Here is a 24,306-nt window from a genome sequence, read left to right on the forward strand (position 1 = left end):
CCCATTTCGAAGAGCTGTGGAATCAGCCGCTGCCAGCCAGCAACCGGGCAGCAGCCGCCCTCGCCTCCTCGGTCACCGAAGCCCCGGCCAGCATGCGGGCAATTTCTTCGGTGCGATCGTCGGGCGCCATCGTCGCGACGCGCGTCGCGATCTTCTCGGAGCCGTCGGAAGTAGGCCCCTTGGAGATCAGCAGGTGCGTAGCCGCTCGCGCTGCAACCTGCGGCGCATGCGTGACGGAAAGGACCTGCACGCGGTCGGAAAGGCGTTTGAGTCGCTGACCGATCGCATCCGCAACCGCTCCGCCGACGCCGGTATCGATTTCGTCGAAGACGAGCGTTGGTGCCGAACCGCGATCGGCGAGCGCCACCTTTAGGGCGAGCAGGAAGCGCGAGAGTTCACCGCCGGAGGCGACCTTCATGATGGAGCCCGGACGCGTACCCGGATTGGTCTGAACATGGAACTCGACGATGTCGATGCCCTCGGATGTCGCATCCTCGGGATTGGTGGTGATCTCCACCATGAACCGCGCCCGCTCGAGCTTCAGTGCCGGCAATTCCGCCATCACGGCAGCAGCCAGGGCGTCGCCGGCATGATGGCGCTTGTCGGAAAGCGAGCGAGCCGCGGCGTGGTAGTTCGCCTTGCTGACACCAACTTCGGCCTCAAGCTTGGCGAGCCTTTCCTCGCCGGCGTCGAGATCCGCAAGATCGCTGATCATGCGAACGGCGAGCGCCGGCAGTTCGGTCACCGGAACAGAGTATTTGCGCGAAGCGGCGCGAAGCGCAAACAGGCGCTCTTCGACACGCTCCAATTCCTTGGGATCGTATTCCGTCTTCCTCAGCGCAGCCTCGACTTCCATTTGCGCATTGGAAAGTTGATCGAGCGCAGCATCCAGAAGCGCCACAGTGTCTTCCAGCAAGCCTGGGGCTTCGTGGCTCTTGCGCTCTAGCCGGCGCACCAGCGAGGCGATGTGCGGCACGGGAGAAGCGTTGCCATTGAGGAACTCGGACGCTTCGGCTATATCGCCCGCGATGCGCTCTGCCTTCATCATCTTCTGGCGACGGTCGGCAAGTTCGTCCTCTTCGCCGTCGTGGGGCGAAAGCTTCTCCAGTTCCTCTACGGAGGAGCGCAGATAGTCTGCCTCGCGGGCGGCGTTCTCCACCTTCTCGCGCTGTTTCTTCAGCGTTCGCTCAGTATCGCGCCAGATACGGTAGAGGTTGGAAACGGCGGCAGCGTCTTCGTTCGCGCCCGCGAAGGCATCAAGCAGGATCCTGTGCGCATGCGCGTCGACGAGTGCGCGATCATCGTGCTGGCCGTGGATCTCGACGAGCATTTGTCCGGCCTGACGCATCAGCTGAACGCTGAGCGGCTGGTCGTTGACATAGGCCTTGGTGCGCCCGTCGGAGTTCTGAACACGGCGGAAGATCAGATCGCCGTCATCATCGATGCCGTTCTCACGCAGCAGGTTGCGGGCACCGTGATCCGGGCCGACGTCGAAGACGGCCGTAACCTGGCCCTTGTCTTCGCCATGGCGAACCAGGCCGCCGTCGCCGCGACCCCCAAGGGCAAGCGAAAGGCTGTCGAGGAGGATGGATTTGCCAGCGCCGGTCTCACCGGTCAGCACCGAGAGGCCGGTCTCGAAGGCAAGATCCAGCCGCTCGATCAAAACGATATCGCGGATCGAAAGCTGGATCAGCATTGGCCTCAGGTACCGAGCAGGAGTTTCTTGCCTGCGGCAGCGATCCAGGAGCCCGGGTTTTCACGCGGCTCGGTGCCACCGCTCTTCAGAAGCTTGAAGGAATCCGCGTACCACTGGCTGTCAGGGTAGTTGTGGCCGAGAACCGCCGCAGCTGTTTGCGCCTCGTCGACGATCCCCATTGCATAGTAAGCCTCAACGAGGCGCGCGAGGGCTTCTTCGATCTGGTTGGTATTCGGATACTTCTCGACCACCGTGCGGAAGCGCGAGATCGCGGCGAGATATTCCTTACGCTCCATATAGTAGCGGCCGACCTGCATTTCCTTGCCGGCCATCTGGTCGCGTGCGAAGCGGATTTTCGCCTGTGCGTCGTCGACGTATTCGGAATCCGGATAGTTGTCGATGACCGCCTGCATGGCCTCGACGGTCTTGGCCGATGCGCGCTGATCCTGCGTGACGTCAACGATCTGCTTCGAATAGGTCAGGCCGATCAAATACTGGACGTAAGGCGCATCCTTGGACTTCGGATACTGCGCCATGTAGCGGTTACCCGAAGCAAGCGCGTCATCGAGACGGCCCTGGCGGTACTTGACGAAGGTGCTCATCACGAGGGCCTTGCGCGCCCATTCCGAGAACGGGTTCTCGCGGTCGATCGCGTCGAACTTGCGCGCCGCTTCGGCCATGTTGCCGGCCTTCATGTTGGCGAGACCCTGCGTATAGAGAACATCCGGCGGATCATTCTCGAGGCCGAGCTTGGTGATGTCGATATCGGGGTCAGACTGGCATCCGGAAATTAAGGCACCTGCGCTCAGCACCAAGAGCGATGCGAACAAAGCGCGCGCTGTCTTCATCATACTTTCAGACCCTGCATAACCCATCGGAACAATCCCAACGCCGCCATCCCTCAACGGCAGCCACGCCCTGCTGGCGTTTCTAGCCACAAATGTGGAGCCAGAGCAACGCAATGATGATGCATTAACGCATTTTTGTGGCGAGGCGGGCCATAATCGCCAGTTTTGCACCGGGAAAGCTGCAACTGTTGCCTCTAAACATCTGCGGCAAAACACCTATCCAGGATTCGCCGACAGCTCACAGCCCATAAAGAAACCGCCTCCCGAAGGAGGCGGCCCTGGCCTAAAAACTGCGATGGAGGTCATGCCGACCAGGGAGCAAATTCCGGTGCGTTGACCCGGATGAAGTCCCGGGGAGCAACACGCTGGCGCGGCGCAGACGTCTCGACCACTTCATAGGCGGTCGGATCGCTGAGCAACGCCTTGAGAGCATTGGCATTCATCTTGTGGCCGCCACGATAGGAGCGATAGCAGCCGATAAACGGAGCGCCAGCAAGCGCGAGGTCGCCGACGGCATCGAGCGCCTTGTGGCGTACGAACTCGTCCTTGGCGTAACGCAGACCTTCGACGTTGATGACGGTGTTGTCGTCCGAGATGACGACCGAATTTTCGAGCGACGAACCAAGCGCATGACCGGAGGCCCAGAGACGCTCGACATCCCGCATGAAGCCGAAGGTACGAGCGCGCGACAGCTCCGACTTGAACGTCGCGGAAGTCATATCGCCTTCCCACTTCTGACGGCCGATCAACGGGCAGTCGAAATCGATCTCGACTTCGAAGCGCATACCGTCATAGGGACGGAACTCGCTCCACGAGCCGCCATGCTCGATGCGAACCGGCTTGGTGATGCGGATATAGCGGCGCTTCACGCCGAGCGACACCAGGCCAACCTGCTCGATCGCTTCGATGAACGGCATCGAGCTGCCGTCCATGATCGGCATTTCCGCTCCATCGACCTCGATGACAACGTTGTCGAGACCAAGCGCATAGACAGCGGCCATGACATGTTCGATCGTCGCGACCGAGCGCGCCGGAGAAAAGCCGAGAACCGTGCACAGATCCGTATTGCCAACCTGCGACGACACAGCGCGGTATTCGGAAACCTCACCGTTCTCGTGCATGCGATTGAAGACGACGCCAGTGTCGGCTTCCGCCGGGTTGAAGGTAATCGAAACGTCAGCACCGGAATGGACGCCGATGCCCGAGAGCGTGATCGGACGTGATACCGTCGTCTGAAAACCCAACATGCCAATAACCATAAATTTTGCCTTTATTATCCCCTGGTAATCCGTCGCGGCTAACATGCCGGCCATCCGCCAGGGTTCATTTCACTCCGTCAAACTCGCACCATAAAGCGCACGAAGACGGTTTCTTCGAGCACATACATACGTGCGCCGGGGTTCCATTCCAAATCACTGTTTCTTTCGCTTTGTTACGAAAGCATGCCATTGAAATAACTGCATAATTCGCACCAATTTTTGCGACCAAAAACAACGATGCCCGGGAGCGTACTCCCGGGCATCGTTGTGGCGATTCCGTCCTTGCGTCAGTTCGACTGGCGGCGAAGGAACGCAGGAATTTCAAGCTGATCGTCTTCCTGCATCATGCGAGCCTGAGGAACGCTGCGGCCCTGATCGTCCAGGTTCCCGCGGCGCGGCGCATAGAGGCTTGCTTCGGGAGAAAGCGGACGACGCTGCTGCGATGCAGCCGCCGGGGCCGAGGTCATCTCCGGAGCGACTTCCTCTTCGCGGCGACCAAGCGAGCTGGTAATCCGCTTCAGGAGGCCCATCGGACCACGCTCTTCATGGGCATGCGACGGAGCAGCCGGCTGCGAGCGATGGTCGATCTCAGCCTGAACCACCGGCGGGAAGTCTTCCACCTTTGGCATGCGAACGGCCTGCTGGGCGACCATCGGCTGCTGCATGACCGGAGCCGGCTGGCTGATGACCGGCTGCTGAACCGGCTGGCTCATGACAGGTGCGTGAACGGGAGCCTGCTGGACCGGCGCCGGACGGATGATCGGAGCGGCCTCAGGAGCAGCGAAGATCTTGCTCTGCGGACGGAAGGTTTCCTGAGCTACGGGCTGCTGGACCGGAGCTGCAGCACGCGGAGCATGGATTTCAAGTTCGCGTTCCATTTCGGCTTCGGCCGTGCGAATTGCCTGCGCGACCGTGTCGACGGGCTTGGGTGCCTGCTGCATGACAGGTGCAGGCTGAACTGCGGCCGGCGCCGGAGCAACGGCCGCGGAAGGACGGACGATCGGCTTTGCCGCCGGCTGGAAGGTCTTGCCGGCTGCCGCGTTGATCGCGCGGTCGATGCCGGTCGCAACGACGGAAACGCGGATGATGCCTTCGAGCGATTCGTCGAACGTCGCGCCGAGGATGATGTTCGCATCCGGATCGACTTCCTCGCGGATACGGGTCGCCGCTTCGTCGACTTCGAAGAGGGTCAGGTCGCGACCGCCCGTGATCGAGATCAGCAGGCCCTGTGCACCCTTCATCGAGGTTTCGTCGAGCAGCGGGTTGGCGATGGCAGCTTCGGCAGCCTGCATCGCGCGGCCCTGACCGGATGCTTCGCCGGTGCCCATCATCGCACGACCCATTTCGCGCATGACCGAACGGACGTCGGCGAAATCGAGGTTGATGAGACCTTCCTTCACCATCAGGTCGGTGATGCAAGCGACACCAGAATAAAGAACCTGGTCAGCCATCGCGAAAGCGTCGGCAAAGGTCGTCTTGTCGTTGGCGATGCGGAAGAGGTTCTGGTTCGGGATAACGATCAGCGTATCGACCGACTTCTGCAGCTCCTCGATGCCCTGCTCGGCAAGCCGCATACGGCGACCGCCTTCAAAGTGGAACGGCTTGGTAACGACGCCCACCGTCAGGATGCCCTTGTTCCGGGCTGCCTGGGCAACAACCGGAGCAGCGCCCGTACCCGTGCCGCCGCCCATGCCGGCGGTAACGAAGCACATATGCGTTCCGTTCAGATGATCGATGATTTCATCGATGCATTCTTCGGCGGCCGCACGACCGACTTCCGGCTGCGAACCAGCACCGAGACCTTCCGTGACGTTGGCACCGAGCTGGATGATGCGCTCTGCCTTGGTCATTGTCAGGGCCTGGGCATCCGTGTTGGCAACGACGAAGTCGACGCCTTGGAGGCCAGCGGAGATCATGTTGTTGACAGCGTTGCCACCGCCACCGCCAACACCGAACACGGTGATACGCGGCTTAAGCTCAGTGATATCCGGCTTTTGCAGCTTGATAGTCATGTTACCGTTCCTTCTCTTTATGGCCGCATCGCCACGCCGGCCAATTCACTCAATTGTCAGAAGCTTTCTTTCAACCACTGCCCCATGCGGGCAAAGCGGCTGGTATTTCCCCCAAGCGACATGAGCAGACCGCTCTGTGACGCATGTGTTTCCTGGTCCGCGACCTGCGGATAGATCATCAGGCCGACGGCCGTCGAAAAGGCGGGGCCTTTCGCTGCAGTCGGCAGGCCCGAGACGCCCATCGGACGACCGATTCTGACGTTGCGGGCAAGAATGCGGCGCGCAACTTCGGCAAGGCCGGTCAGCTGGCTCGCACCACCCGTCAGCACGACACGCTTGCCGACGATCGGGCTGAAGCCCGAACGCTGGATGCGGTCACGGATCAATTCCATTGTTTCCTCGATACGGGCGCTAACGATGCGCGACACCAAAGCGCGCGGCACCTGCGTCGGCAGATCGCGTTCGTCTTCGCCGATCGGCGGGATCGAAATCAACTCGCGTTCGTCTGAGGAGTTCGGCATTGCGGAAGCGTGAACGACCTTGAGGCGCTCGGCGTCTTCGATCCGGGTCGAAAGACCGCGTGCCAGGTCGGTCGTGACGTGATGGCCACCGAGACTGACGGCGTCCGTGTGCACCAGCTTACCCTCTGCAAAGACCGAAATCGTCGTCGTTCCGCCCCCCATGTCGATCGCCGCACAGCCAAGCTCGACTTCGTCATCGACAAGCGCGGCCAGACCCGAAGCGTACGGTGTTGCAACGATTCCCTCAACAGAGAGGTGCGCACGATTGACGCTCAACTCGAGATTCTTCAGCGCGGTGCGCTCAGCGGTCACGACATGCATGTCGACACCGAGAACGTCGCCGTACATCGACAGCGGATCGCGAATGCCTCGTTCGCCGTCGAGCGAGAAGCCGGTCGCCAGCGAATGCAGCACGGCGCGATCCTGTCGCAGCGACTGTTGGCAGGCTGCCGACAGAACCTTCTTCAGGTCGTTCAGCTCAACTTCCTGTCCACCGAGATCGATGGTTGCAGTGTAGATATCGCTCGTCAGGCGGCCCGCCGTGACATTGACAATCAGGCTCTCAACGGTCAGGCCCGCCATACGCTCGGCCGCGTCGACGGCAAGGCGGATCACGCTTTCCAGCGCATCGAGGTCGGAAATCGCGCCGGTCTTGATGCCACGCGAGCGCTGATGGCCAATCCCGATGATTTCAATGTTGTGCGTGCGACCGGGCAGCACCTGGCTTTCCTCGCGAGGCGTCAGGCGGCCGATCATGCAGACGACCTTCGTCGATCCGATGTCGAGCACCGAAACGACGTGGGACCGCTTCGACGAAAGCGGCTTCAGGCGCGGCAATCCGAAATGGGACGAACCGAAAAAGCTCATATATTTTGCCCCGCCTTCTTCAAATCCTTAGCCCGCTGATCGAGCACAAGCTGCCGGCGCGCCATCGCTTCCGGTGTCAACTGAATTGCCGTGCGGTCGACCAGCCTCAGATCGACGGCTGCGATATCGCGATCCAGAAGATCCTGCTCCTTCATGAACTTCGCCAGCCGCGCCAAAGCCAGATCCACTTCGTCTTCCGGCAACTTCACCGCAACGCCGTTATCCATATGCAGGTCCCAGCGACGGCCCGAAACCCAGACGTAAGCCCTCACGCGCGCCTTGATGTCCGGCCACTTTGCAAACTCGGTTTCCAGCGAAGTTGCCGCAACTTCCGCACCGCGACCAACAACCAGAGGCAACTGCGAAAATTTGTTGTCGCGCAGGGGCGCGATGACCGAGCCGCCCTTCTCCACGAGAGAGAGATCCTGGCCATGCTGCCAGATGGCATAGGCTTGGCGCTCCTTTAGCTTAACCTCGATCGTCTTCGGATAGATCTTGCGGACCTCTACGTTCTCGACCCAGGGGAGCTTGGCAATCTTCTGGCGCGCAGCATCGACGTCGAGAGCGACCAGCGAGGTCGTACCGTCAAGCCCCAGCAACTGCAAAATCTCGATCTCGGAAGTCTCGGCGTTGCCGGAAACCTTCACATCGTCGATAGCAAAGCCGGCAGCAGTCGTCGTCGCCTGAGCAACCGCTTCGGTGTGACCACCGAGCGACATGCCATAGAGGCCGGTCGCAGCAAAGAAAGCCAGGGCGGAGACCGTTCCGACATGAGCCGGAATATGGATGCGACCGCTTCCGAGGCTGACAAGAAAGCGCACCACGCGACGCAGCGGCCGCGGCAGAATCAGCCGACCATCACCCTCGGGATACGAAGGCTCAGCCTGATGACTTGGGCGCCCTATCCTTTTGACCGTCACCGAGAACAAGAAGCGTCCTCCACCATCCAACGGAGAAATTCCCCAAACGAGTAGCCGGCATGACCGGCCATTTCGGGCACCAGGGAGGTTGGCGTCATGCCCGGCTGAGTATTGATTTCCAGCCAGATGATTTCGCCATCTTCGGAGAAGCGATCGTCGTAACGAAAGTCGGAGCGACTGACGCCACGGCAACCAATTGCTTGATGCGCCCTTAACGCCAATGATTGTATTTTTTGGTAAATATTCGGTGAAATTTCCGCCGGGATGACGTGTTTCGATCCACCGGCGACGTACTTGGCATCATAATCGTAGAAGCCGTGCCCCATCGGCACCACCTCGGTCACGCCGAGCACTTGATCCCCCATAACGCCGCAGGTCAGTTCCCGACCATAGATGTAGCGCTCGACGAGAACCTGTTCGCCGTAGCGCCATTCCGGGGAGCTGATGATCTGCGGCGGGTGGGATTGATCTTCCTGAACGATCACTACGCCGAAGCTCGAACCTTCACGGACAGGCTTCACGACGTAGGGCGGTTTCATGGGGTGCTCCGCCGGAAAGGCGAATCGATTGATCACCTCGGACTGAGCAACAGGAATGCCCGCAGCGGCAGCAACCCCCTTTGCCTTTTCCTTATCCATGGCAAGCGCCGACGCCAACACGCCGGAATGCGTATAGGGGATCTCGAGATACTCGAGGACACCCTGGATGGTGCCATCCTCGCCGAACGGGCCATGCAGCGCATTGAAGACGACGTCCGGTCGCAACGCGGCAAGCTTTGCGGACACATCGCGGTCGACGTCAATCCGCGTCACTTGGAAACCCTCAGCCTCGAGAGCATCCGCGCACGCCGTCCCGGAAGAAAGGCTTACCGGCCTCTCCGAGGAAAACCCGCCCATCAGGACAGCGACATGCTTGCGACTCATCAACACCCCCAAAAATAACCTGCACTCTGAGTTCCGACGCTTGCACCAAGCTTGTTTCTCGTCCGAATCTCGCTCGGTGATGCAGATGTATTAGAGCCCGATTATGGTTAATGAAGTGTTTACTTTCGTTAATTTTCGCCTCTCGCGACCATCTCCTCGGAACCGCGCCAGACGCAAAGAAACCAGCAGCGCCAGGGCATAGCGCACGAGGTTTCATCAAGAAGTTGAGCCAGCTCGGGGTTTCTTGGAACGTTAACTTTCCGACGAGGCGCCGCCGAGATCGGCGAGATCAATGATCCAAGTCCGCGTTCGAGGTATTGGTGATTCTGGTCGAGCAAACCGACGGGCGGCAAAAAAATGCGAAGCACGCTAATCTTTTTTCCGTTTCTTACGCGATGACCATTTGCGCCGAATTAAAATTGCGTTAAGAGCCGCCTGCCTTCCCAAGGCGCAGCTATAATCCCGATTGGAATGAAAATGTCTGACGCGATATCCAGAGTATCGCCGACCCCCGCTTCATCGAACAGTGCGCAAGTCAACTCGCCGGCGCGCGTTCTGATCGCGAGCCTCGTCGGCACCACGATCGAATTCTTCGACTTCTACGTCTATGCAACCGCCGCCGTGCTGGTTTTCCCGACGCTATTCTTCCCGAACAGCGACCCGACGACCGCGCTGCTTGCTTCCTTTGCAACCTTCTCGATCGCCTTCTTCGCCCGTCCGCTCGGTGCCGTGGTCTTCGGCCATTTCGGTGACAGAATCGGCCGCAAGACGACGCTCGTCGCCGCCCTGCTCACCATGGGCATTTCGACGGTGGTGATCGGCCTTCTGCCCTCGTACGAATCGATCGGTGTCCTCGCGCCGCTGCTCCTCGCCCTTTGCCGCTTCGGCCAGGGCTTCGGCCTCGGCGGGGAATGGGGCGGCGCCGTTCTGCTCGCCACAGAGAATGCGCCGGAGGGCAAGCGCAGCTGGTACGGCATGTTCCCGCAGCTGGGGGCGCCCGTCGGCCTGTTCCTTTCTTCTGGCATCTTCTGGCTGCTGCTTCAGGTCATGTCGCAGGATGCGCTTCTGAGCTGGGGCTGGCGCGTGCCGTTCATCTCGTCGATCCTGCTGATCGTCATCGGCCTCTGGGTCCGCCTTTCGATCACCGAAACGCCGGCCTTCCAAAAGGCAATTGACAAGCAGGAGCGCGTGGCCGTTCCGGTTGCCGAACTCTTCCGCAAGCACAAGCGCAGCCTGTTCCTCGGCACTTTCGTGGCGCTGGCGACCTTCGTGCTGTTCTATATCGGCTCAGCTTACCTGCTGTCCTACAACGTCAAGGTCCTGAAGATCCCGTTCCTCGACGCGCTTGAAATCCAGATCGTCGGCTCGATCGCTTTCGGCGTCTTCATCCCGATCGTGGGCAAGCTCGCCGAGCGCTTCGGCCGTCGCGAAGTGCTGATCCTGACCACCGTCCTGATTGGCATCTTCTCGTTCTTCCTGCCCGGCCTGATGACGGGCGGCGAAGGTAGCATCGTGGTCTTCGCGATCGTTGCCATGGCGCTGATGGGGATGACCTATGGTCTGATCGGCACGGCGCTTGCCGCCCCCTTCCCGACGGCGGTGCGCTACACCGGATCGTCGATCACCTTCAACCTTGCCGGCATCTTCGGCGCCTCGCTGGCGCCATACATCGCCACCTGGCTACAGGCGAACTACGGCATGCAGTATGTCGGTTACTATCTCGGCCTCTCTGCAGTCATTACCCTGATCTGCATCCTGGCCTCCGGCCGCGACGAAGTCTGAGGTTTACCGCGACTGAAACAGAAAGGCCGCGAAACACATGTTTCGCGGCCTTTTTAGTTCTTAGAGAAATTAAGAAGACTGTTCCTGTCACCTAAGCCAGGAATGTCACCGCCCGCTATTCGCTGGTGACACCCTGGAAGGGGCGCACTTCGCGGCCGGGCATGAAGACGCCGAGACGCTTGATCTCCCACTCAAGCTTGATGTCGGAGTTTTCGAAGACTTCACGGCGGACCTGTTCGCCGAGATATTCGAGATCGTAACCAGTTGCCTGCCCCATGTTGATCATGAAGTTGCAGTGAAGCGAAGACATCTGCGCGCCGCCGATGACCAATCCGCGGCATCCGGCCTCATCGATGAGCTTCCATGCCGAATGCCCCTCGGGGTTCTTGAAGGTAGAGCCGCCGGTCTTTTCGCGAATCGGCTGGACCGTTTCGCGATGGCTGCGAACGGCATCCATCTCGGCGCGGATCTTGGCGCGATCTTCGCTGTACCCTTCGAAAAGCACCGACGTAAAAATCAGATCGCTTGGTACCGACGAATGACGGTAGGAATAGCCCATATCCGCGTTCGACAGAACGTGCTTGGTGCCCTTGCGATCAACCGCATTCACCTCGACGAGGCGTTCGCGTGTCTCTCCGCCATTGGCCCCCGCGTTCATGCGCGCGGCGCCGCCGATGCTACCGGGAATGCCGTAGTAGAAATGGAAGCCGCCGATGCCGTTGTCCATTGCCATCGCCGCGACATGCTTGTCGGGGCAGATTGCGCCGGCACGGATGCGATTCTCGCCGGCAAGTTCGACCGCACCGAAGCCCTTCGCCGAAAGGCGCAGGACAACGCCGGGAATGCCGCCATCACGTACGAGAATGTTGGATCCAACACCGACAACAGTGATCGGCACCTCTTCCGGCAGAAGCTTGAGGAAGGCAACGAGGTCTTCCTCGTCATGCGGCTGAAACATCAGCTCGGCCAGACCGCCGGCGTGGAACCAGGTGACACGGTCCATCGGCGCATCCGGCGTGATCCTTCCACGGATGTCCTTTACGCCGTCGCCAAGCGACGCAAGAAGCTTTTCCCCATTCACCTGTTTCATGCAGATATTCCCGAAAGGCTTTGCAATTGCTTGGGCAGCGCCGCCGCCCAGTACGTGATGCTCCCAGCCCCCAACAGAACCACAAAATCCCCCGGCTTTGCAATCTCTGCGACCATTTCAGGCAAAAGCTCTGGGGATGACAGGAAGCGGGCATCGCGGTGACCGCCGGATTTGATCCGCGACACCAGCTCTTCCGAGTTCGCTCCTTCGATCGGATCTTCACCCGCGGCATAGACGGGAGCAAGGAAAATGCTATCCGCATCATTGAAGCAGGAGGCGAACTCCTCGAAGAGGCTGGACAGCCGCGAATAGCGATGCGGCTGGTGAACCGCAATCACGCGCCCCTTGCAGGCTTCGCGCGCGGCCCGCAGCACAGCCTTGATCTCGACCGGATGGTGTCCGTAGTCGTCGAAGATCTGCACACCGTTCCATTCGCCGGTCAGCGTGAAGCGACGCTTGACGCCGCCGAAAGAGGCCAGCCCCTTGGCGATGTCCTCACTCGACATACCGAGACGGTTGGCGACGGCAATCGCTGCGGTTGCATTGGAAATATTGTGACGGCCGGGCATCGGCATGACCAGGTTGTCGAGCCTGATCACCTGCCCGGTCCGCCGGCGGCGGATCTCTACGTCGAAAATCGAACGCGGACCATCAATGCGGACATTCATGAAGCGCACGTCCGCCTGAGGGTTCTCGCCGTAGGTCACGATCTTGCGGTCCTCGATACGACCGACGAGCGCCTGGACTTCCGGATGGTCGAGGCACAGCACGCCGAAACCGTAAAACGGCACGTTCTCGACGAACTGGCGGAACGCGGCGCGCACGGCATCGAAGTTGCCGTAGTGGTCCAGGTGTTCCGGGTCGATATTGGTAATGACCGCAACATCGGCAGGCAGCTTCAGGAAGGTGCCGTCGGATTCGTCGGCCTCAACCACCATCCACTCACCCTCGCCCATACGGGCATTGGTGCCGTAGGCGTTGATGATGCCGCCATTGATTACGGTGGGGTCGAGGCCGCCTGCTTCCAGCAGCGTTGCCACCAGCGACGTGGTCGTCGTCTTGCCATGCGTTCCACCGATCGCGATCGCATTCCGGAACCGCATCAACTCGGCAAGCATCTCCGCCCGGCGCACGACCGGCAGCAGCTTTTCGCGCGCCGCAACAAGCTCCGGATTGTTCTTCTTGATCGCCGTCGAGACGACCACGACTTCGGCGTCACCAAGGTTCTCCGCCTTGTGGCCGACGAAGACTTCGATGCCCTTGTCGCGCAGGCGTTGCACGTTGGCGCTGTCGGCTTGGTCCGACCCCTGCACGCGATGACCGAGGTTGTGGAGCACCTCGGCAATGCCGCTCATGCCGATGCCGCCGATGCCGATGAAATGAACGAGGCCGATGGCCTTCGGCATTTTCATGCGCGTTTCCCCTTGAACTCTGCAATTGTACGTCGTGCCGCAATAGCCTCTACCATGTCAGCAAGCAAGTTCGCAGCGTCGGGTTTGCCCGCTTGCTTGGCGGCAGCCGCCATCCGGGCAAGCTTTTCCGGATCGTTCATCACATGGGTCAGGATCGTTGCGATCTTCTCGGGCGAGAGTTCCGCCTGGGTGATCACCTTGGCGCCGCCGGTCGCAGCCAGCGCTGCCGCGTTGGCCGCCTGGTCGTGATCCAACGCATGCGGATAAGGCACGAGGATTGCCGGACGTCCGATCACCGAGATCTCCGAAACGGTCGAGGCTCCGGAACGGCAGATGACAAGATGGGCGGCGGCAAGCCGCTCGGCCATGTCAGTAAAGAACGGTGCCGTGTCAGCCGCCATCTTCAGGCGAGCGACGCATACGCTCATCATCTCAGTGTCTTCCGGTCGCACCTGCTGGGTAATGCGCAGGCGGTCGCGAAGCTCGTCATCGAGCAAACTGATGGCGGTCGGCATCGCCTTGGAAAAATATTGCGCGCCCTGACTGCCGCCAAAAACGACAAGATTGAAAGGCTCGCCTGACTTGGACGGAGAGTACGGCACCTTCGCCGCATCGATGATCGCCGGGCGCACTGGATTGCCTGTCGTCACCGTCTTGTCAGGAAACTGACCGCCGCCTTCAGGCAGGAAGCCGCCGGCAATCGCCTGCACCCGGCTCGCCAGCGCCTTGTTTGCGCGTCCCATCACCGCATTCTGTTCGTGGATCATGGCGGGCACGCCAAGGCGCGTCGCCGCCAGCAGTGGTGGTACGGTCGGATAGCCGCCAAAACCAACGACGACAACAGGCTTCAGCCGTGAAATGAGCTTCTTGGCCGCGCGCATGCCGCTCCAAAGCATCCACAACGAGCGCGTAACGGCAACCGGGTTTTTCGAGCCGATTGTCGCCGATGGGACGACATGGATCTCGTCGGCCGGAAATTTGCCGGCATAGCGCTCGGCACGGCTATCAGTCACGAGATGCACAGAATAGCCGCGTTCCTTCAGCTTGTAGGCCAGAGCCTCCGCCGGAAACACATGGCCGCCGGTCCCCCCGGCGGCAAGCAGGACGATGCCTTTGCTCATGAACTCTTACTCCGCCGGCATTCCATGCGCGACGCGGAAGAGGCTCCGGTCCTGCGCACGTTTTTCCGGCCTATGGCGCGTCAGCGCGAGAATAAACCCGGCGGTGACGCAGATCGCGACCATGGACGAACCGCCGTAGGAAATCAGCGGCAGGGTCATGCCCTTCGCCGGCAGCAGTTCGAGGTTGACGCCCACGTTGATGATGGACTGTATGCCGATCTGCAGCACGAGGCCAGCGACGGCAAAGCGGTTGAAGTCGTTCCGCTCCTTATAGGCATGCGAGAGACCGCGCAGCACGAGGACGGAAAACAGCGCGACGAGCGCCATGCAGAAGACGATGCCGAACTCTTCGGCCGCGACCGAGAAGATGAAGTCGGTATGCGCGTCGGGGATGATCCGCTTGACGATGCCCTCGCCCGGTCCCTGGCCGAACCAATCGCCGCGAATGATGGCTTCGCGTGCCGTGTCGATCTGAAAGGTATCGCCTTCGCCGGTCAGGAACTTGTCGATGCGCAGCGCCACGTGCGGGAAGATGTAATAGGCGCTGACAAGACCGCCGACACCGCCTGCACCGAGCAGGATGATCCAGATCCACGGCATGCCGGCCATGAAGAACATGCCGCCCCACACGGCCGTCGTCAGGATCGTTTGCCCAAGGTCGGGCTGCGCGACCAGAAGTGCAGCGACAATGCCGAAGAGGATGATGGCAAACAGGTTACCCGGTATCTCCGGCTGCCTTGCGTGCTCGGCAAAGAGCCAGGCACAGACAACGACAAAAGCGGGCTTCATGAACTCCGAGGGCTGGATCGAGATGCCGGCCAAGGTGACCCAGCGGCGGGAGCCCTTGACCTCGACGCCAAAGAACAGCGCCAGCAGCATCATGCCAAGCGCGACGATCAACAGGATGATCGCCGTTCGCCGCACCTGGCGGGGCGTCAGGAACGACAGACCGAACATGACGGCGAGCGACGGGATCATGAACGCCGCGTGGCGCTTGACGAAGTGGAACGGCTCCAGCCCGATGCGCTCGGCGACTGCGGGTGATGCCGCGAACGACAGCATGAAGCCGATGCCCATCAGGAAGATGAACATCGCCAGGAAGAAGCGGTCGATGGTCCAAAACCAATCGGCCAGAGGCCCACGTTCCGCGCGGCTTACCATGTCACTTATCTCCTGTTGCCGAACCGATCAGCATGGTGATTCCGTCGAGCGCTGCCACATGGCTGACAAATGCATCGCCCCTGACTTCGAAGTTCTTATACTGGTCGAAGCTTGCGCAAGCCGGAGACAACATCACGGCCAACGGGCCGCTTTCATCTTTTTCGGCGTCCGCGGCCGCGTGCGCCACGGCACGCTCCAATGTCCCTGATATCTCGTAGGGGACGGCCTCGCCGAGTGTTGCAGCAAATTCCGTCGCCGCCTCGCCGATCAGGTAGGCCTTGGCAATACGAGGGAAGAGCCCGGTCAGCGAGGTTATGCCACCAGCCTTCGGCAACCCACCGGCAATCCAGTAGATGCGATCGTAGCTCGACAGAGCCGGCGCGGCCGCATCCGCGTTCGTGGCCTTCGAGTCGTTGACGAAAACGACATTGCCGCGACGACCGACCGGTTGCATCCGGTGCTTGAGGCCAGGGAAGGACGCAAGTCCGGCGCGTATCTCCTCCTCGGAGACGCCGACCGCAAGGCATGCGGCAACCGCCGCGGCGGCATTCTGTGCGTTGTGGCCGCCACGTAATGTCTGGATGCCGTCAAGATCGGCGATCGGCTTCGTTGCGCCTCCCGAAGCCTGGACGAGCTTCGTTCCTTCCGCATAAATACCATAAGGCAGCGCATGGCGGCGGGAAATTCGCGTGACCTTGCCGCCGGCTCGCTCGATGCGATCCGCGATCATCTCGCAGTGGCTGTCGTCCACGCCGACCACTGCCACACCACTGCCGGCAACCAGACGCTCCTTGATGTCGGCATAGTGCTGCATCGTGCCGTGACGATCGAGATGATCCGGCGTCAGGTTGAGCAGAATGCCCGCCGACGGATTAAGCGTCGGCGCGAGGTCGATCTGATAGGATGAGCACTCGACAACATAGAAGCGTCCATCCTTCGGCGGATCGAGCGTCAGGACAGCCGTCCCGATATTGCCGCCGAGCTGCGTGTCGCGCCCGCTCGACTTCAGGATATGCGCGATTAGCGCCGTTGTCGTTGATTTGCCATTGGTGCCGGTGATGGCAATAAACGGGCAATCGGGCGCATGCGCGCGGCGCTCACGCACGAAGAGCTCGACGTCGCCAACGATATCAACGCCGGCGGCGCGAGCGAGATCGACGGTCCAGTGCGGTTTCGGATGCGTCAGGGGAACGCCCGGCGAAAGCACGAAGAGAGATTGTGCGCTCCAGTCGAGGGAACGCAGATCAGCCGTATGGATTCCCTCGGCGGCGGCTTTGGTGACACTATCCGGATTGTCATCCCATGCCGTCACCTCGGCTCCGCCCAGTTTCAGAGCTCGCGCAGTAGCAAAACCGGAACCACCGAGCCCGAAGAGCGCGACCTTCTTTCCCGAGAGGGTTGTGACGGGAATCATCGCCGCTTACCGCAGCTTCAGGGTCGAGAGACCAAGCAGGGCGAGACCGCCCGCAATGATCCAGAAGCGGATCACCACCTGGCTTTCAGTCCAGCCCTTTTTCTCGAAATGGTGATGGATCGGCGCCATCAGGAAGACACGTCGGCCCGTCATCTTGAAGTAGCCGACCTGAATGATGACCGACAACGTCTCCATCACGAACAAGCCACCGATGATCGCCATGACGATCTCATGCTTGGTGGCCACGGCAACAGTGCCGATCGTGCCGCCGAGCGCCAACGAGCCGGTGTCACCCATGAAGATAGCGGCAGGCGGCGCATTGAACCAAAGGAAGCCGAGACCAGCGCCGATAACCGCGCCGAGAACGACTGAAAGCTCGCCCGTGCCCGGGACGAAGTTGATCTGCAGATAGTTTGCAAAGACTGCATTACCCGCGAGGTAGGCAATCACACCAAACGACGCCGCAGCAATCATGACCGGAACGATGGCAAGGCCATCAAGGCCATCGGTCAGGTTCACGGCATTGCCGGCGCCAACGATCACGAAGCCGCCGAAAACGACGAACATGATGCCGAGATTGATCATGAAGTCCTTGAAGAACGGAAACGCGACCGAGGACCCGAAGGTCGAACCCGCGGTTCCGGACGCCAGCGCCGTGCGCATCATGAAGTAGACGGCGATGCCGGCAATGACGAATTCAATGCCAAGGCGAGCCTTGCCGGAGAAGCCCTTGTGGCTCTGCTTGGTGACCTTGAGGTAGTCGTCATAGAAGCCGATCGCCCCGAAGCCGAGAGTGACGAGCAGCGTGGCAACCACGTAGACATTCGAAAGATCGGCCCAGAGCAGCGACGACCCGACGATACCGGCGAGAATCATCAGACCGCCCATGGTCGGCGTACCGGCCTTCTTGAAGTGCGTCTGCGGACCGTCGGCGCGGATCGGCTGCCCCTTACCCTGGCGGATGCGCAAGGATCTGATGATCATCGGTCCGAACAGGAAGACGATGAAGGCGGACGTAAACAGGGAGGCGCCCGTGCGGAAGGTAATGTACCTGAACAGATTCAAGAATTTCAGGTGTTCCGACAGTTCGACAAGCCAAATCAGCATTCAGGGCCCCTTGTTTACCCGCTCAAAAATCGCGTTGCGTGTCGGCAAATGGCGGGAACTTGTCAAGGAGCGCGGCAACGATCTTGCCGAAACCTATGCCCAGTGACGATTTTACCATCAGCACGTCGCCAGCCGCGACAGCGTTCAATACATATTCTGATAGTTCTTCGGTCTTCTCATAGTGGACGACCTGCACGCCCTCGGGGAGCGATTCTTTCAGCGCAACCATTTCAGGCCCCGCGAGCCAGACATGCTCTATACCAGCAGCGAGCAAAGGCCCCGCCAGATCCGAATGGACTTTCTCCGCGTAGTCACCCATCTCCAGCATATCGCCAAGCACGGCGATGCGCCGCCCAGCACCTGCCGGAACGGAACTCGCAAGCACGGATATCGCGGCACGCATCGAAGCGGGATTGGCGTTGTAGCTTTCGTCGATGACCGTGAAGGCGCTGCGGTCGATTGCCAGGCGGTGACGCCGTCCCCTGCCCTTTTCCGGCTGCAGCGTCGAAAGGGAGGTGATTGCCTGATGCATGTCCGCACCGACAAGCTTGACGACGCCAAGGGCGGCCAGTGCATTCTCGGCAATGTGCCGGCCCGGCGCGCCGATCGCGACCTCCTTGGTGTCGCCATCGATGGTGATCCACAACGTCGAACTCTGGTCGGAGCCATTGAACTCCGCGAGGCGGAAATCGGCCTTCGCATGCTGACCGAACGAATGAATGTGCTGGATGCCGCAGGCCTGCGCCGTGCGCTCGAGGAAGTTGAACTGGTCGTTGTCCCTGTTGAGCACGACCTGACCGCCGGGAACCACACCTTCGAAAATCTCGGCCTTCGCCGTTGCGATCTCTCGTATGCTCTTGAAATTGCCGAGGTGAGCCGGCGCAATCGTTGTCACCACGGCAACATGCGGCCTGATCATCTTGACCAGTGGGCGGATTTCGTCCGGATGATTCATCCCCACTTCGAAAACGCCGAAATAGGTGTCGAGCGGCATCCGGGCGAGCGTCAAGGGTACGCCCCAGTGATTGTTGAACGAGGCAACGGATGCATGCACCTTGCCCGATGGGGACAAGACGCGCCGCAACATCTCCTTGGTTGTGGTCTTTCCGACCGAACCGGTCACGGCAATGATCTGAGCACGCGAACGGGCACGAGAAGCCTGACCGAGCTTGCCGAGTGCCGCCAGCACATCTTCGACGACGATGACAGGAACGGTAAGCCGCCCCATGGCTGGAAGGCGCGCTTCGTTAACAACGAGCAGAGCAGCCCCGTTTGCCATCGCCATCGACGCAAAGTCGTGGCCGTCAACGCGGTCGCCCTTGATGGCGAAGAAAGCTTCGCCGGGCGCAATGGAGCGGCTGTCGATGGAAATACCGGTAATGCCCTCAGGCAAAGTTCCGAACGGCCGCCCTGCCATGGCGGCAACCATGTCTTCCGTCGTCCAAAGCCAGTTCACGGTTTCAGCTCCTCCAAAGCCTTACGCAATTCGGCATGATCCGAAAACGGTAGGGTGACGCTCCCGATCGTCTGCCCTTCCTCGTGTCCCTTGCCGGCGACAATCAGCGTGTCGCCCGACGTCAGCATTCCTACGGCCGTTCGGATCGCCTCGGCACGGTCGCCGATTTCGCTCGCGCAGCCCGCGGCCGCCATGATCTCGGCGCGAATGGTCGCCGGCTCTTCCGAGCGTGGATTGTCGTCGGTGACAATCACCACATCGGCCAGACGGCAGGCGATCTCGCCCATGATCGGGCGCTTGCCACGATCGCGGTCGCCGCCGCAGCCAAACACGACGATGACGCGGCCCGTGGTAAACGGCCGAACGGACTCCAAAACGTTGGCAAGCGCGTCGGGCTTGTGGGCATAGTCGACATAAGCAAGCGCACCGTCCTTGGTATGGCCCACCAATTCGAGACGACCGGATGCGCCCTGCAGCTTTTCGAGGGCCGCCATGGCGACCTTCGCCGGCACGCCCGTCGATATGGCGAGACCTGCCGCCACGAGCGCGTTGGCCACCTGGAAGTCCCCTGCAAGCGGAATATCGACCTCGAAGATCTCTCCCTCGGCGTGGATTTCAGCCACCTGCTTGTGCCGGAAATGCTCGACGCGCTTCAGCGTGAGGTAGTCGCCCTTGCGACCGACGGTGCGAACGTCGTGACCCGCGTCGCGCGCCGCTTTGACGGCTTGCCCCGACCACGCATCGTCGGCGAAGATCACGGCCGGTGCGCCCTTCGGCAGCAGCGTATCGAACAGCCGCATCTTCGCGGCCATGTAGCTTTCGATCGTGGGATGGTAGTCCATGTGATCGCGGCCGAGATTGGTAAAGGCAGCCGCTGCTAGCTTGACGCCATCGAGACGGCCCTGATCGAGGCCATGGCTGGAGGCCTCCATCGAGGCATGGGTAACTCCCTCCTCGGAAAGCTCCGCGAGCAATTTGTGAAGCGAAACCGGATCCGGGGTCGTCAGCGAGCCATACTCATTGCGTGTCGGCGAGACGACGCCAGTCGTGCCGATCATCGCCGCTGGATGGCCTGCATAGGCCCAGATCTGCCGGGTGAAGGAAGCAACCGACGTCTTGCCGGCGGTACCGGTCACGGCAACCATCGTTTCCGGCTGCTTGCCATAGAAATAAGAGGCCGCGATCGACAGGAAGCGGCGCGGATCGTTCACCACGAGAACAGGTATGGAAGCATCAACGCCATGGGACGCAATGGCCGCGACAGCACCGCGCGCCGCCGCGTCGGCGATAAAGCCTGCTCCATGGGCCTTCGTCCCGGCGACAGCCACAAACACCATGCCGGGTTCGATCTTGCGGCTGTCGGACGAGATACCCGAAACCGCCAGCGCCCCGACAGACCCGGCCAATTGATCTTCAAGTTCCGGAAATGCATCTCCGGCGATGTCTCGCAAGTTCATCGAATGTACTTTTCTCTCTCAAGCCGCCGCGCCCCCGTGGCGAATCGGCTCCGACATTCATTCAGACTCAATAAGACACCAACATGGCCGATCCGTCGTCACCGAACTTGGGTTCCACACCGAGAATTGGGGCCGCGCGGGCGATGATGTTCTTGACCATCGGCGCTGCCGTGTACGCTGCAATGTTCTGGCCCTTCTCGCCATTGTGCGGCTCATCGCAGAACGTCAGCACGACATACTTCGGATCGTCGATCGGAAAAGCCGCGAGGAACGCATTGAAATTGAGGTTCGTCGCGTAGCGGCCATTGACCACCTTGTCAGCCGTGCCGGTCTTGCCGCCGACATTGAAGCCGGGCACGTCAGCATTGCGCCCGGAGCCCTTGATGCCGTTCAGCTTGAAGAGATAGCGAACGTCATCGCTGGTGGTCTTCTTGACGACCACTTCCGCAACTTCGTCTGCCTGTTCGCGGTTGCGCGGCAGGAAGGTCGGTTCGATGAGCTTGCCGCCGTTGACGAGCGCCGCGCCCGCAACCGCCGTCTGCAGCGGCGTCGTGGAAACACCGTGGCCAAAGGAGATCGTCACCGAGTTGATCTTCTTCCAGACCTTCGGCTGGCTCGGCATCTTCACCTCGGGGAGTTCCGTCTGCATCTTGGTGAGCAGACCGAGCTTCGTCAGGTAGTCCTTCTGCGCATCGATGCCGACGATGTCGATGATGCGGGCGGTACCGACGTTGGACGAATACTGGAACACCTCCGGCAGCGTCAGCCAACGGCGCTGGCCGTGGAAGTCGTGAATGGTGAAGCCGCCGATGCGGATCGGCTGCGTCGCGTCGAAGCTGTCGTTGAGGCTGACCTTGCCCGTATCGAGCGCCATGGCGAGCGAAAAGGTCTTGAAGGTCGACCCCATCTCGAACGTGCCGTTCGACATGCGGTTCAGCCAGCCTTCCTTGGCGCCTTCCAGCGGGTTGTTCGGATCGAAGTCAGGGGCCGATGCCATTCCGAGCACTTCGCCGGTATGAATATCGAGGATGACGGCGCCAGCGCCCTTTGCCTCGTAGTTCTTGACGGCGTTGACGACGACATCGCGCACGATGTTCTGAACGCGAACGTCGATCGACAGGCGAACGGGCTCAAGCGGCTGGTCGCTTGTCATGCCGACTGAAGCGAGGTCGGCAAGGCCCTGATCGTCAATGTATTTCTCCATGCCGGCAACGCCGCGGTTGTCGATGTTGACGTAACCGAGGATATGCGCCGCGGTCGCGCCGCCCGGATAGAAGCGGCGTTTCTCAGGGCGGAAGCCGATGCCGGGAATGCCGAGTGCGAGAATCTGGCTCTGCTGCTTCGGCGTCAACTGGCGTCGCAGCCAGGCGAAGTGAGATGTGCGGTTCGCGAGCTTCTTGTAGGTGCCCTTCATGTCGAGGTCGGGCAGAACCGTCGCGAGCTTCTCGACCGCTTCGTCTGGGTCAACCACCTTGTTCGGCTCGGCAAAAAGCGAGACCGTGCGAATATCGGTCGCCAGCACCTCGCCGTTTCGGTCCAGGATATCCGGACGCGAGGCCATCAGACGATCCGGTGGCAGGATGCTGGACACGACATCAGGATCGCGGACTGCGTATTCCACGAGGCGCCCGCCGATCACGCAATAAACGCCGAGAAAGCCGACGATCAGGAGCCCGACGCGGCTCTTCGCCTGTCCCGCCTTCTTCTTTCGCGATCCCTCGATCGGCCTATTGCCGCCGAGGCGGTTATTGGTGCCGGCGGAGAAATGCGCCTGGCTCTTCAAGACCATGATGCGTGAAAGAAACGACATCTCTACTCCACCGATCCGGTTGCCATCATGTCTTCTTCTTCGGGTTCAGGCGTCGCTGGCTTTGGCTTTGCCTTGCCCGAACCGGCTTTCGCTTCTGTAATCTCGGGAACAGGAACCTGCGATTTCAGCATCGGCAGTTCCTTGGCGTGAACCAGCGATGTGGACGCCGTCGGCTGCAGCTGAAGCTCACCATTGTAGTTGTTGACGAGGCGCTCGAGCCTGTTCGGCTGGGAGAGCAGAGCCCAATCCGCCTTCAACAGGTCGATTGTGTCCCTCTCGAGCTTGATCTCCGCTTCGAGGCGATGAACCTCCTCGAGCTTGAGCTCGGCATGGTGCTTGATGGTGTAGGTGACAGCAGCAGCGGCTGTCATGACACCGACGAGGATGAGGTCCAAGGTTCTCAGCATATCAGGCTCCGAGCTTTCCGAGACTCGCCAGATTCGGCAATCCGAAGATGGAAATATCTGCCGCTTCGGCAGGCGCGGCAGTGCGCAGCCCTGCCCGCAGCTTGGCAGATCGCGCCCGCGGGTTTGCTTGCGCTTCCGCCTCCGTCGCAGCAACCATCGGCTTGCCGATCCGCTCGAACGTTGCAGCACGCTCGTGCGCGACAGGCAGATGACGCGAGCCCGAAGCCTTGCCGGCACGATCGGCGAAGAAGGCCTTGACGATCCGGTCCTCGAGCGAATGGAAGGTAACAACAACGAGACGACCGCCGGGCTTCAGCACACGCTCGGCGACAAACAGCGCCTGCGCCAATTCGCCAAGCTCATCGTTGACAAAGATTCGCAACGCCTGGAAGACACGGGTCGCCGGATGGATCTTGTCCTTCATCTTGCGCGGCGTGACGAGTTCGATCAGGCCGGCCAGATCGCGCGTCGTCTCGAACGGCTTTTCCGCCCGCCGCTTTTCAATCGCGTGCGCGATGCGCGGCGACTGGCTTTCCTCTCCGAGAAAATGAAAGATGCGGATAAGATCAGCCACTTTGGCGCGATTGATCACATCAGCCGCAGAAACACCTGCCGCCGACATGCGCATGTCCAGCGGACCATTCTTCAGGAACGAGAAGCCACGATCGGCCTCATCGATCTGCATCGAGGACACGCCGATATCGAGCACAACTCCATCCAGTCCGCCGGATGGAGCAGCATCGGCCAGTCGAGAGAACTGCGAATGAACGAGCCTCAAACGACCTTGGCTCTCGGCGACAAGAGCCTGACCAGCTTCGATAGCGGTCGGGTCGCGATCCAGGGCGACGACGTTGGCGCCGGTGCCCAGAATGGCAGAGGTGTAGCCACCCGCACCGAAGGTGCCGTCGAGAATGATCTTGCCGGGCAACGGCTCGAGCGCGGCGAGGACCTCATTGAGAAGAACCGGAATGTGGCGAACCGGTCCGCCACCGGCATCAGTTGAATCTTCGCCAGGATTCGCCGCCATTCCGTTCCCTCGTACC

At 60.8% G+C, this 24,306-nt stretch carries 19 protein-coding genes; 1 reads left to right on the forward strand and 18 read right to left on the reverse strand.

The features are described 5' to 3' along the window. Nucleotides 1-22: 22 nt before the first annotated feature. The 7 genes from recN to FHT97_RS07030 all read right to left on the reverse strand — a co-directional run bounded on the left by recN (nucleotide 23) and on the right by FHT97_RS07030 (nucleotide 9,046). Nucleotides 23-1,696, reverse strand: coding sequence for a DNA repair protein RecN (recN, locus tag FHT97_RS07000; RefSeq protein ID WP_183860896.1), 1,674 nt, complete (start codon nucleotides 1,694-1,696; stop codon nucleotides 23-25). Nucleotides 1,697-1,701: 5 nt separating this feature from the next. Continuing rightward, on the reverse strand, nucleotides 1,702-2,571 hold the full coding sequence (locus tag FHT97_RS07005) for an outer membrane protein assembly factor BamD (protein WP_183754596.1): 870 nt from the start codon (nucleotides 2,569-2,571) through the stop codon (nucleotides 1,702-1,704). A 275-nt stretch (nucleotides 2,572-2,846) separates the two neighbouring features. Continuing rightward, nucleotides 2,847-3,803 carry a UDP-3-O-acyl-N-acetylglucosamine deacetylase gene (lpxC, locus tag FHT97_RS07010; RefSeq protein WP_183754594.1) on the reverse strand — a complete coding sequence of 319 codons (957 nt, stop codon included), beginning with the start codon at nucleotides 3,801-3,803 and terminating at the stop codon, nucleotides 2,847-2,849. A 287-nt stretch (nucleotides 3,804-4,090) separates the two neighbouring features. Beyond that, nucleotides 4,091-5,815 carry a cell division protein FtsZ gene (gene ftsZ / locus FHT97_RS07015; RefSeq protein ID WP_183860898.1) on the reverse strand — a complete coding sequence of 575 codons (1,725 nt, stop codon included), beginning with the start codon at nucleotides 5,813-5,815 and terminating at the stop codon, nucleotides 4,091-4,093. 56 nt (nucleotides 5,816-5,871) lie between these two features. Next, on the reverse strand, nucleotides 5,872-7,203 hold the full coding sequence (ftsA, locus tag FHT97_RS07020; RefSeq protein ID WP_016554509.1) for a cell division protein FtsA: 1,332 nt from the start codon (nucleotides 7,201-7,203) through the stop codon (nucleotides 5,872-5,874). Continuing rightward, entirely contained in the window at nucleotides 7,200-8,132 is a 933-nt protein-coding gene (locus FHT97_RS07025; RefSeq protein WP_183860900.1) for a cell division protein FtsQ/DivIB, read from the reverse strand. The genes ftsA and FHT97_RS07025 overlap by 4 nt, the downstream gene beginning before the upstream one ends. After that, entirely contained in the window at nucleotides 8,120-9,046 is a 927-nt protein-coding gene (locus FHT97_RS07030; protein ID WP_114713179.1) for a D-alanine--D-alanine ligase, read from the reverse strand. Before FHT97_RS07030 ends, FHT97_RS07025 begins: the two co-directional genes overlap by 13 nt. 477 nt (nucleotides 9,047-9,523) lie before the next feature. On the opposite strand from FHT97_RS07030, the gene FHT97_RS07035 reads away from it, so the two are divergent. Then, a complete protein-coding gene (locus FHT97_RS07035; RefSeq protein WP_114713180.1) occupies nucleotides 9,524-10,828 on the forward strand; it encodes an MFS transporter in 1,305 nt (434 codons plus the stop codon). A gap of 115 nt (nucleotides 10,829-10,943) precedes the next feature. Here the strand turns inward: FHT97_RS07035 and murB are convergent, their stop codons facing one another. The 11 genes from murB to rsmH form a co-directional block, all read right to left on the reverse strand. Continuing rightward, complete coding sequence (murB, locus tag FHT97_RS07040) at nucleotides 10,944-11,918, reverse strand: UDP-N-acetylmuramate dehydrogenase (RefSeq protein ID WP_183860902.1); 975 nt, start codon at nucleotides 11,916-11,918, stop codon at nucleotides 10,944-10,946. Next, entirely contained in the window at nucleotides 11,915-13,330 is a 1,416-nt protein-coding gene (gene murC, locus FHT97_RS07045) for a UDP-N-acetylmuramate--L-alanine ligase (RefSeq protein ID WP_183860904.1), read from the reverse strand. The genes murB and murC overlap by 4 nt, the downstream gene beginning before the upstream one ends. After that, nucleotides 13,327-14,451, reverse strand: a complete 1,125-nt coding sequence (murG, locus tag FHT97_RS07050) for an undecaprenyldiphospho-muramoylpentapeptide beta-N-acetylglucosaminyltransferase (protein ID WP_183860906.1) — start codon at nucleotides 14,449-14,451, stop codon at nucleotides 13,327-13,329. The genes murC and murG overlap by 4 nt, the downstream gene beginning before the upstream one ends. 6 nt (nucleotides 14,452-14,457) lie before the next feature. Further along, complete coding sequence (ftsW, locus tag FHT97_RS07055) at nucleotides 14,458-15,612, reverse strand: putative lipid II flippase FtsW (RefSeq protein WP_183754580.1); 1,155 nt, start codon at nucleotides 15,610-15,612, stop codon at nucleotides 14,458-14,460. A gap of 1 nt (nucleotide 15,613) precedes the next feature. Further along, nucleotides 15,614-17,026, reverse strand: a complete 1,413-nt coding sequence (murD, locus tag FHT97_RS07060; RefSeq protein WP_183860908.1) for a UDP-N-acetylmuramoyl-L-alanine--D-glutamate ligase — start codon at nucleotides 17,024-17,026, stop codon at nucleotides 15,614-15,616. A 6-nt stretch (nucleotides 17,027-17,032) separates the two neighbouring features. Next, complete coding sequence (gene mraY / locus FHT97_RS07065) at nucleotides 17,033-18,133, reverse strand: phospho-N-acetylmuramoyl-pentapeptide-transferase (RefSeq protein WP_016554518.1); 1,101 nt, start codon at nucleotides 18,131-18,133, stop codon at nucleotides 17,033-17,035. Between the two features lie 22 nt (nucleotides 18,134-18,155). Beyond that, nucleotides 18,156-19,589 carry a UDP-N-acetylmuramoylalanyl-D-glutamyl-2,6-diaminopimelate--D-alanyl-D-alanine ligase gene (locus tag FHT97_RS07070; RefSeq protein ID WP_183860910.1) on the reverse strand — a complete coding sequence of 478 codons (1,434 nt, stop codon included), beginning with the start codon at nucleotides 19,587-19,589 and terminating at the stop codon, nucleotides 18,156-18,158. After that, complete coding sequence (locus FHT97_RS07075; RefSeq protein ID WP_183860912.1) at nucleotides 19,586-21,046, reverse strand: UDP-N-acetylmuramoyl-L-alanyl-D-glutamate--2,6-diaminopimelate ligase; 1,461 nt, start codon at nucleotides 21,044-21,046, stop codon at nucleotides 19,586-19,588. Before FHT97_RS07075 ends, FHT97_RS07070 begins: the two co-directional genes overlap by 4 nt. A gap of 67 nt (nucleotides 21,047-21,113) precedes the next feature. After that, the gene (locus FHT97_RS07080) at nucleotides 21,114-22,856 is read right to left on the reverse strand and encodes a penicillin-binding protein 2 (protein WP_183754573.1); all 1,743 of its coding nucleotides are present in this window, start codon (nucleotides 22,854-22,856) and stop codon (nucleotides 21,114-21,116) included. A gap of 2 nt (nucleotides 22,857-22,858) precedes the next feature. Then, the gene (locus FHT97_RS07085) at nucleotides 22,859-23,263 is read right to left on the reverse strand and encodes a hypothetical protein (RefSeq protein WP_183860914.1); all 405 of its coding nucleotides are present in this window, start codon (nucleotides 23,261-23,263) and stop codon (nucleotides 22,859-22,861) included. 1 nt (nucleotide 23,264) lies between these two features. Further along, entirely contained in the window at nucleotides 23,265-24,290 is a 1,026-nt protein-coding gene (gene rsmH / locus FHT97_RS07090; RefSeq protein ID WP_183860916.1) for a 16S rRNA (cytosine(1402)-N(4))-methyltransferase RsmH, read from the reverse strand. Between the last annotated feature and the right edge of the window lie 16 nt (nucleotides 24,291-24,306).

The sequence above is a fragment of the Rhizobium sp. BK399 genome, from assembly GCF_014194695.1.
GTDB lineage: Bacteria > Pseudomonadota > Alphaproteobacteria > Rhizobiales > Rhizobiaceae > Rhizobium.

Excerpts from the sequence above, each read along its gene's own strand:
- FHT97_RS07030 (WP_114713179.1), bottom strand. The coding sequence starts at position 9,046 with ATGAGTCGCAAGCATGTCGCTGTCCTGATGGGCGGGTTTTCCTCGGAG.
- murD (WP_183860908.1), bottom strand. The coding sequence starts at position 17,026 with ATGATTCCCGTCACAACCCTCTCGGGAAAGAAGGTCGCGCTCTTCGGG.
- FHT97_RS07080 (WP_183754573.1), bottom strand. The coding sequence starts at position 22,856 with ATGTCGTTTCTTTCACGCATCATGGTCTTGAAGAGCCAGGCGCATTTC.
- mraY (WP_016554518.1), bottom strand. The coding sequence starts at position 18,133 with ATGCTGATTTGGCTTGTCGAACTGTCGGAACACCTGAAATTCTTGAAT.
- FHT97_RS07035 (WP_114713180.1), top strand. The coding sequence starts at position 9,524 with ATGTCTGACGCGATATCCAGAGTATCGCCGACCCCCGCTTCATCGAAC.
- ftsA (WP_016554509.1), bottom strand. The coding sequence starts at position 7,203 with ATGAGCTTTTTCGGTTCGTCCCATTTCGGATTGCCGCGCCTGAAGCCG.
- murC (WP_183860904.1), bottom strand. The coding sequence starts at position 13,330 with ATGAAAATGCCGAAGGCCATCGGCCTCGTTCATTTCATCGGCATCGGC.
- murG (WP_183860906.1), bottom strand. The coding sequence starts at position 14,451 with ATGAGCAAAGGCATCGTCCTGCTTGCCGCCGGGGGGACCGGCGGCCAT.
- FHT97_RS07085 (WP_183860914.1), bottom strand. The coding sequence starts at position 23,263 with ATGCTGAGAACCTTGGACCTCATCCTCGTCGGTGTCATGACAGCCGCT.
- recN (WP_183860896.1), bottom strand. The coding sequence starts at position 1,696 with ATGCTGATCCAGCTTTCGATCCGCGATATCGTTTTGATCGAGCGGCTG.
- murB (WP_183860902.1), bottom strand. The coding sequence starts at position 11,918 with ATGAAACAGGTGAATGGGGAAAAGCTTCTTGCGTCGCTTGGCGACGGC.
- FHT97_RS07075 (WP_183860912.1), bottom strand. The coding sequence starts at position 21,046 with ATGAACTTGCGAGACATCGCCGGAGATGCATTTCCGGAACTTGAAGAT.
- FHT97_RS07005 (WP_183754596.1), bottom strand. The coding sequence starts at position 2,571 with ATGGGTTATGCAGGGTCTGAAAGTATGATGAAGACAGCGCGCGCTTTG.
- lpxC (WP_183754594.1), bottom strand. The coding sequence starts at position 3,803 with ATGGTTATTGGCATGTTGGGTTTTCAGACGACGGTATCACGTCCGATC.
- rsmH (WP_183860916.1), bottom strand. The coding sequence starts at position 24,290 with ATGGCGGCGAATCCTGGCGAAGATTCAACTGATGCCGGTGGCGGACCG.
- ftsW (WP_183754580.1), bottom strand. The coding sequence starts at position 15,612 with ATGGTAAGCCGCGCGGAACGTGGGCCTCTGGCCGATTGGTTTTGGACC.
- ftsZ (WP_183860898.1), bottom strand. The coding sequence starts at position 5,815 with ATGACTATCAAGCTGCAAAAGCCGGATATCACTGAGCTTAAGCCGCGT.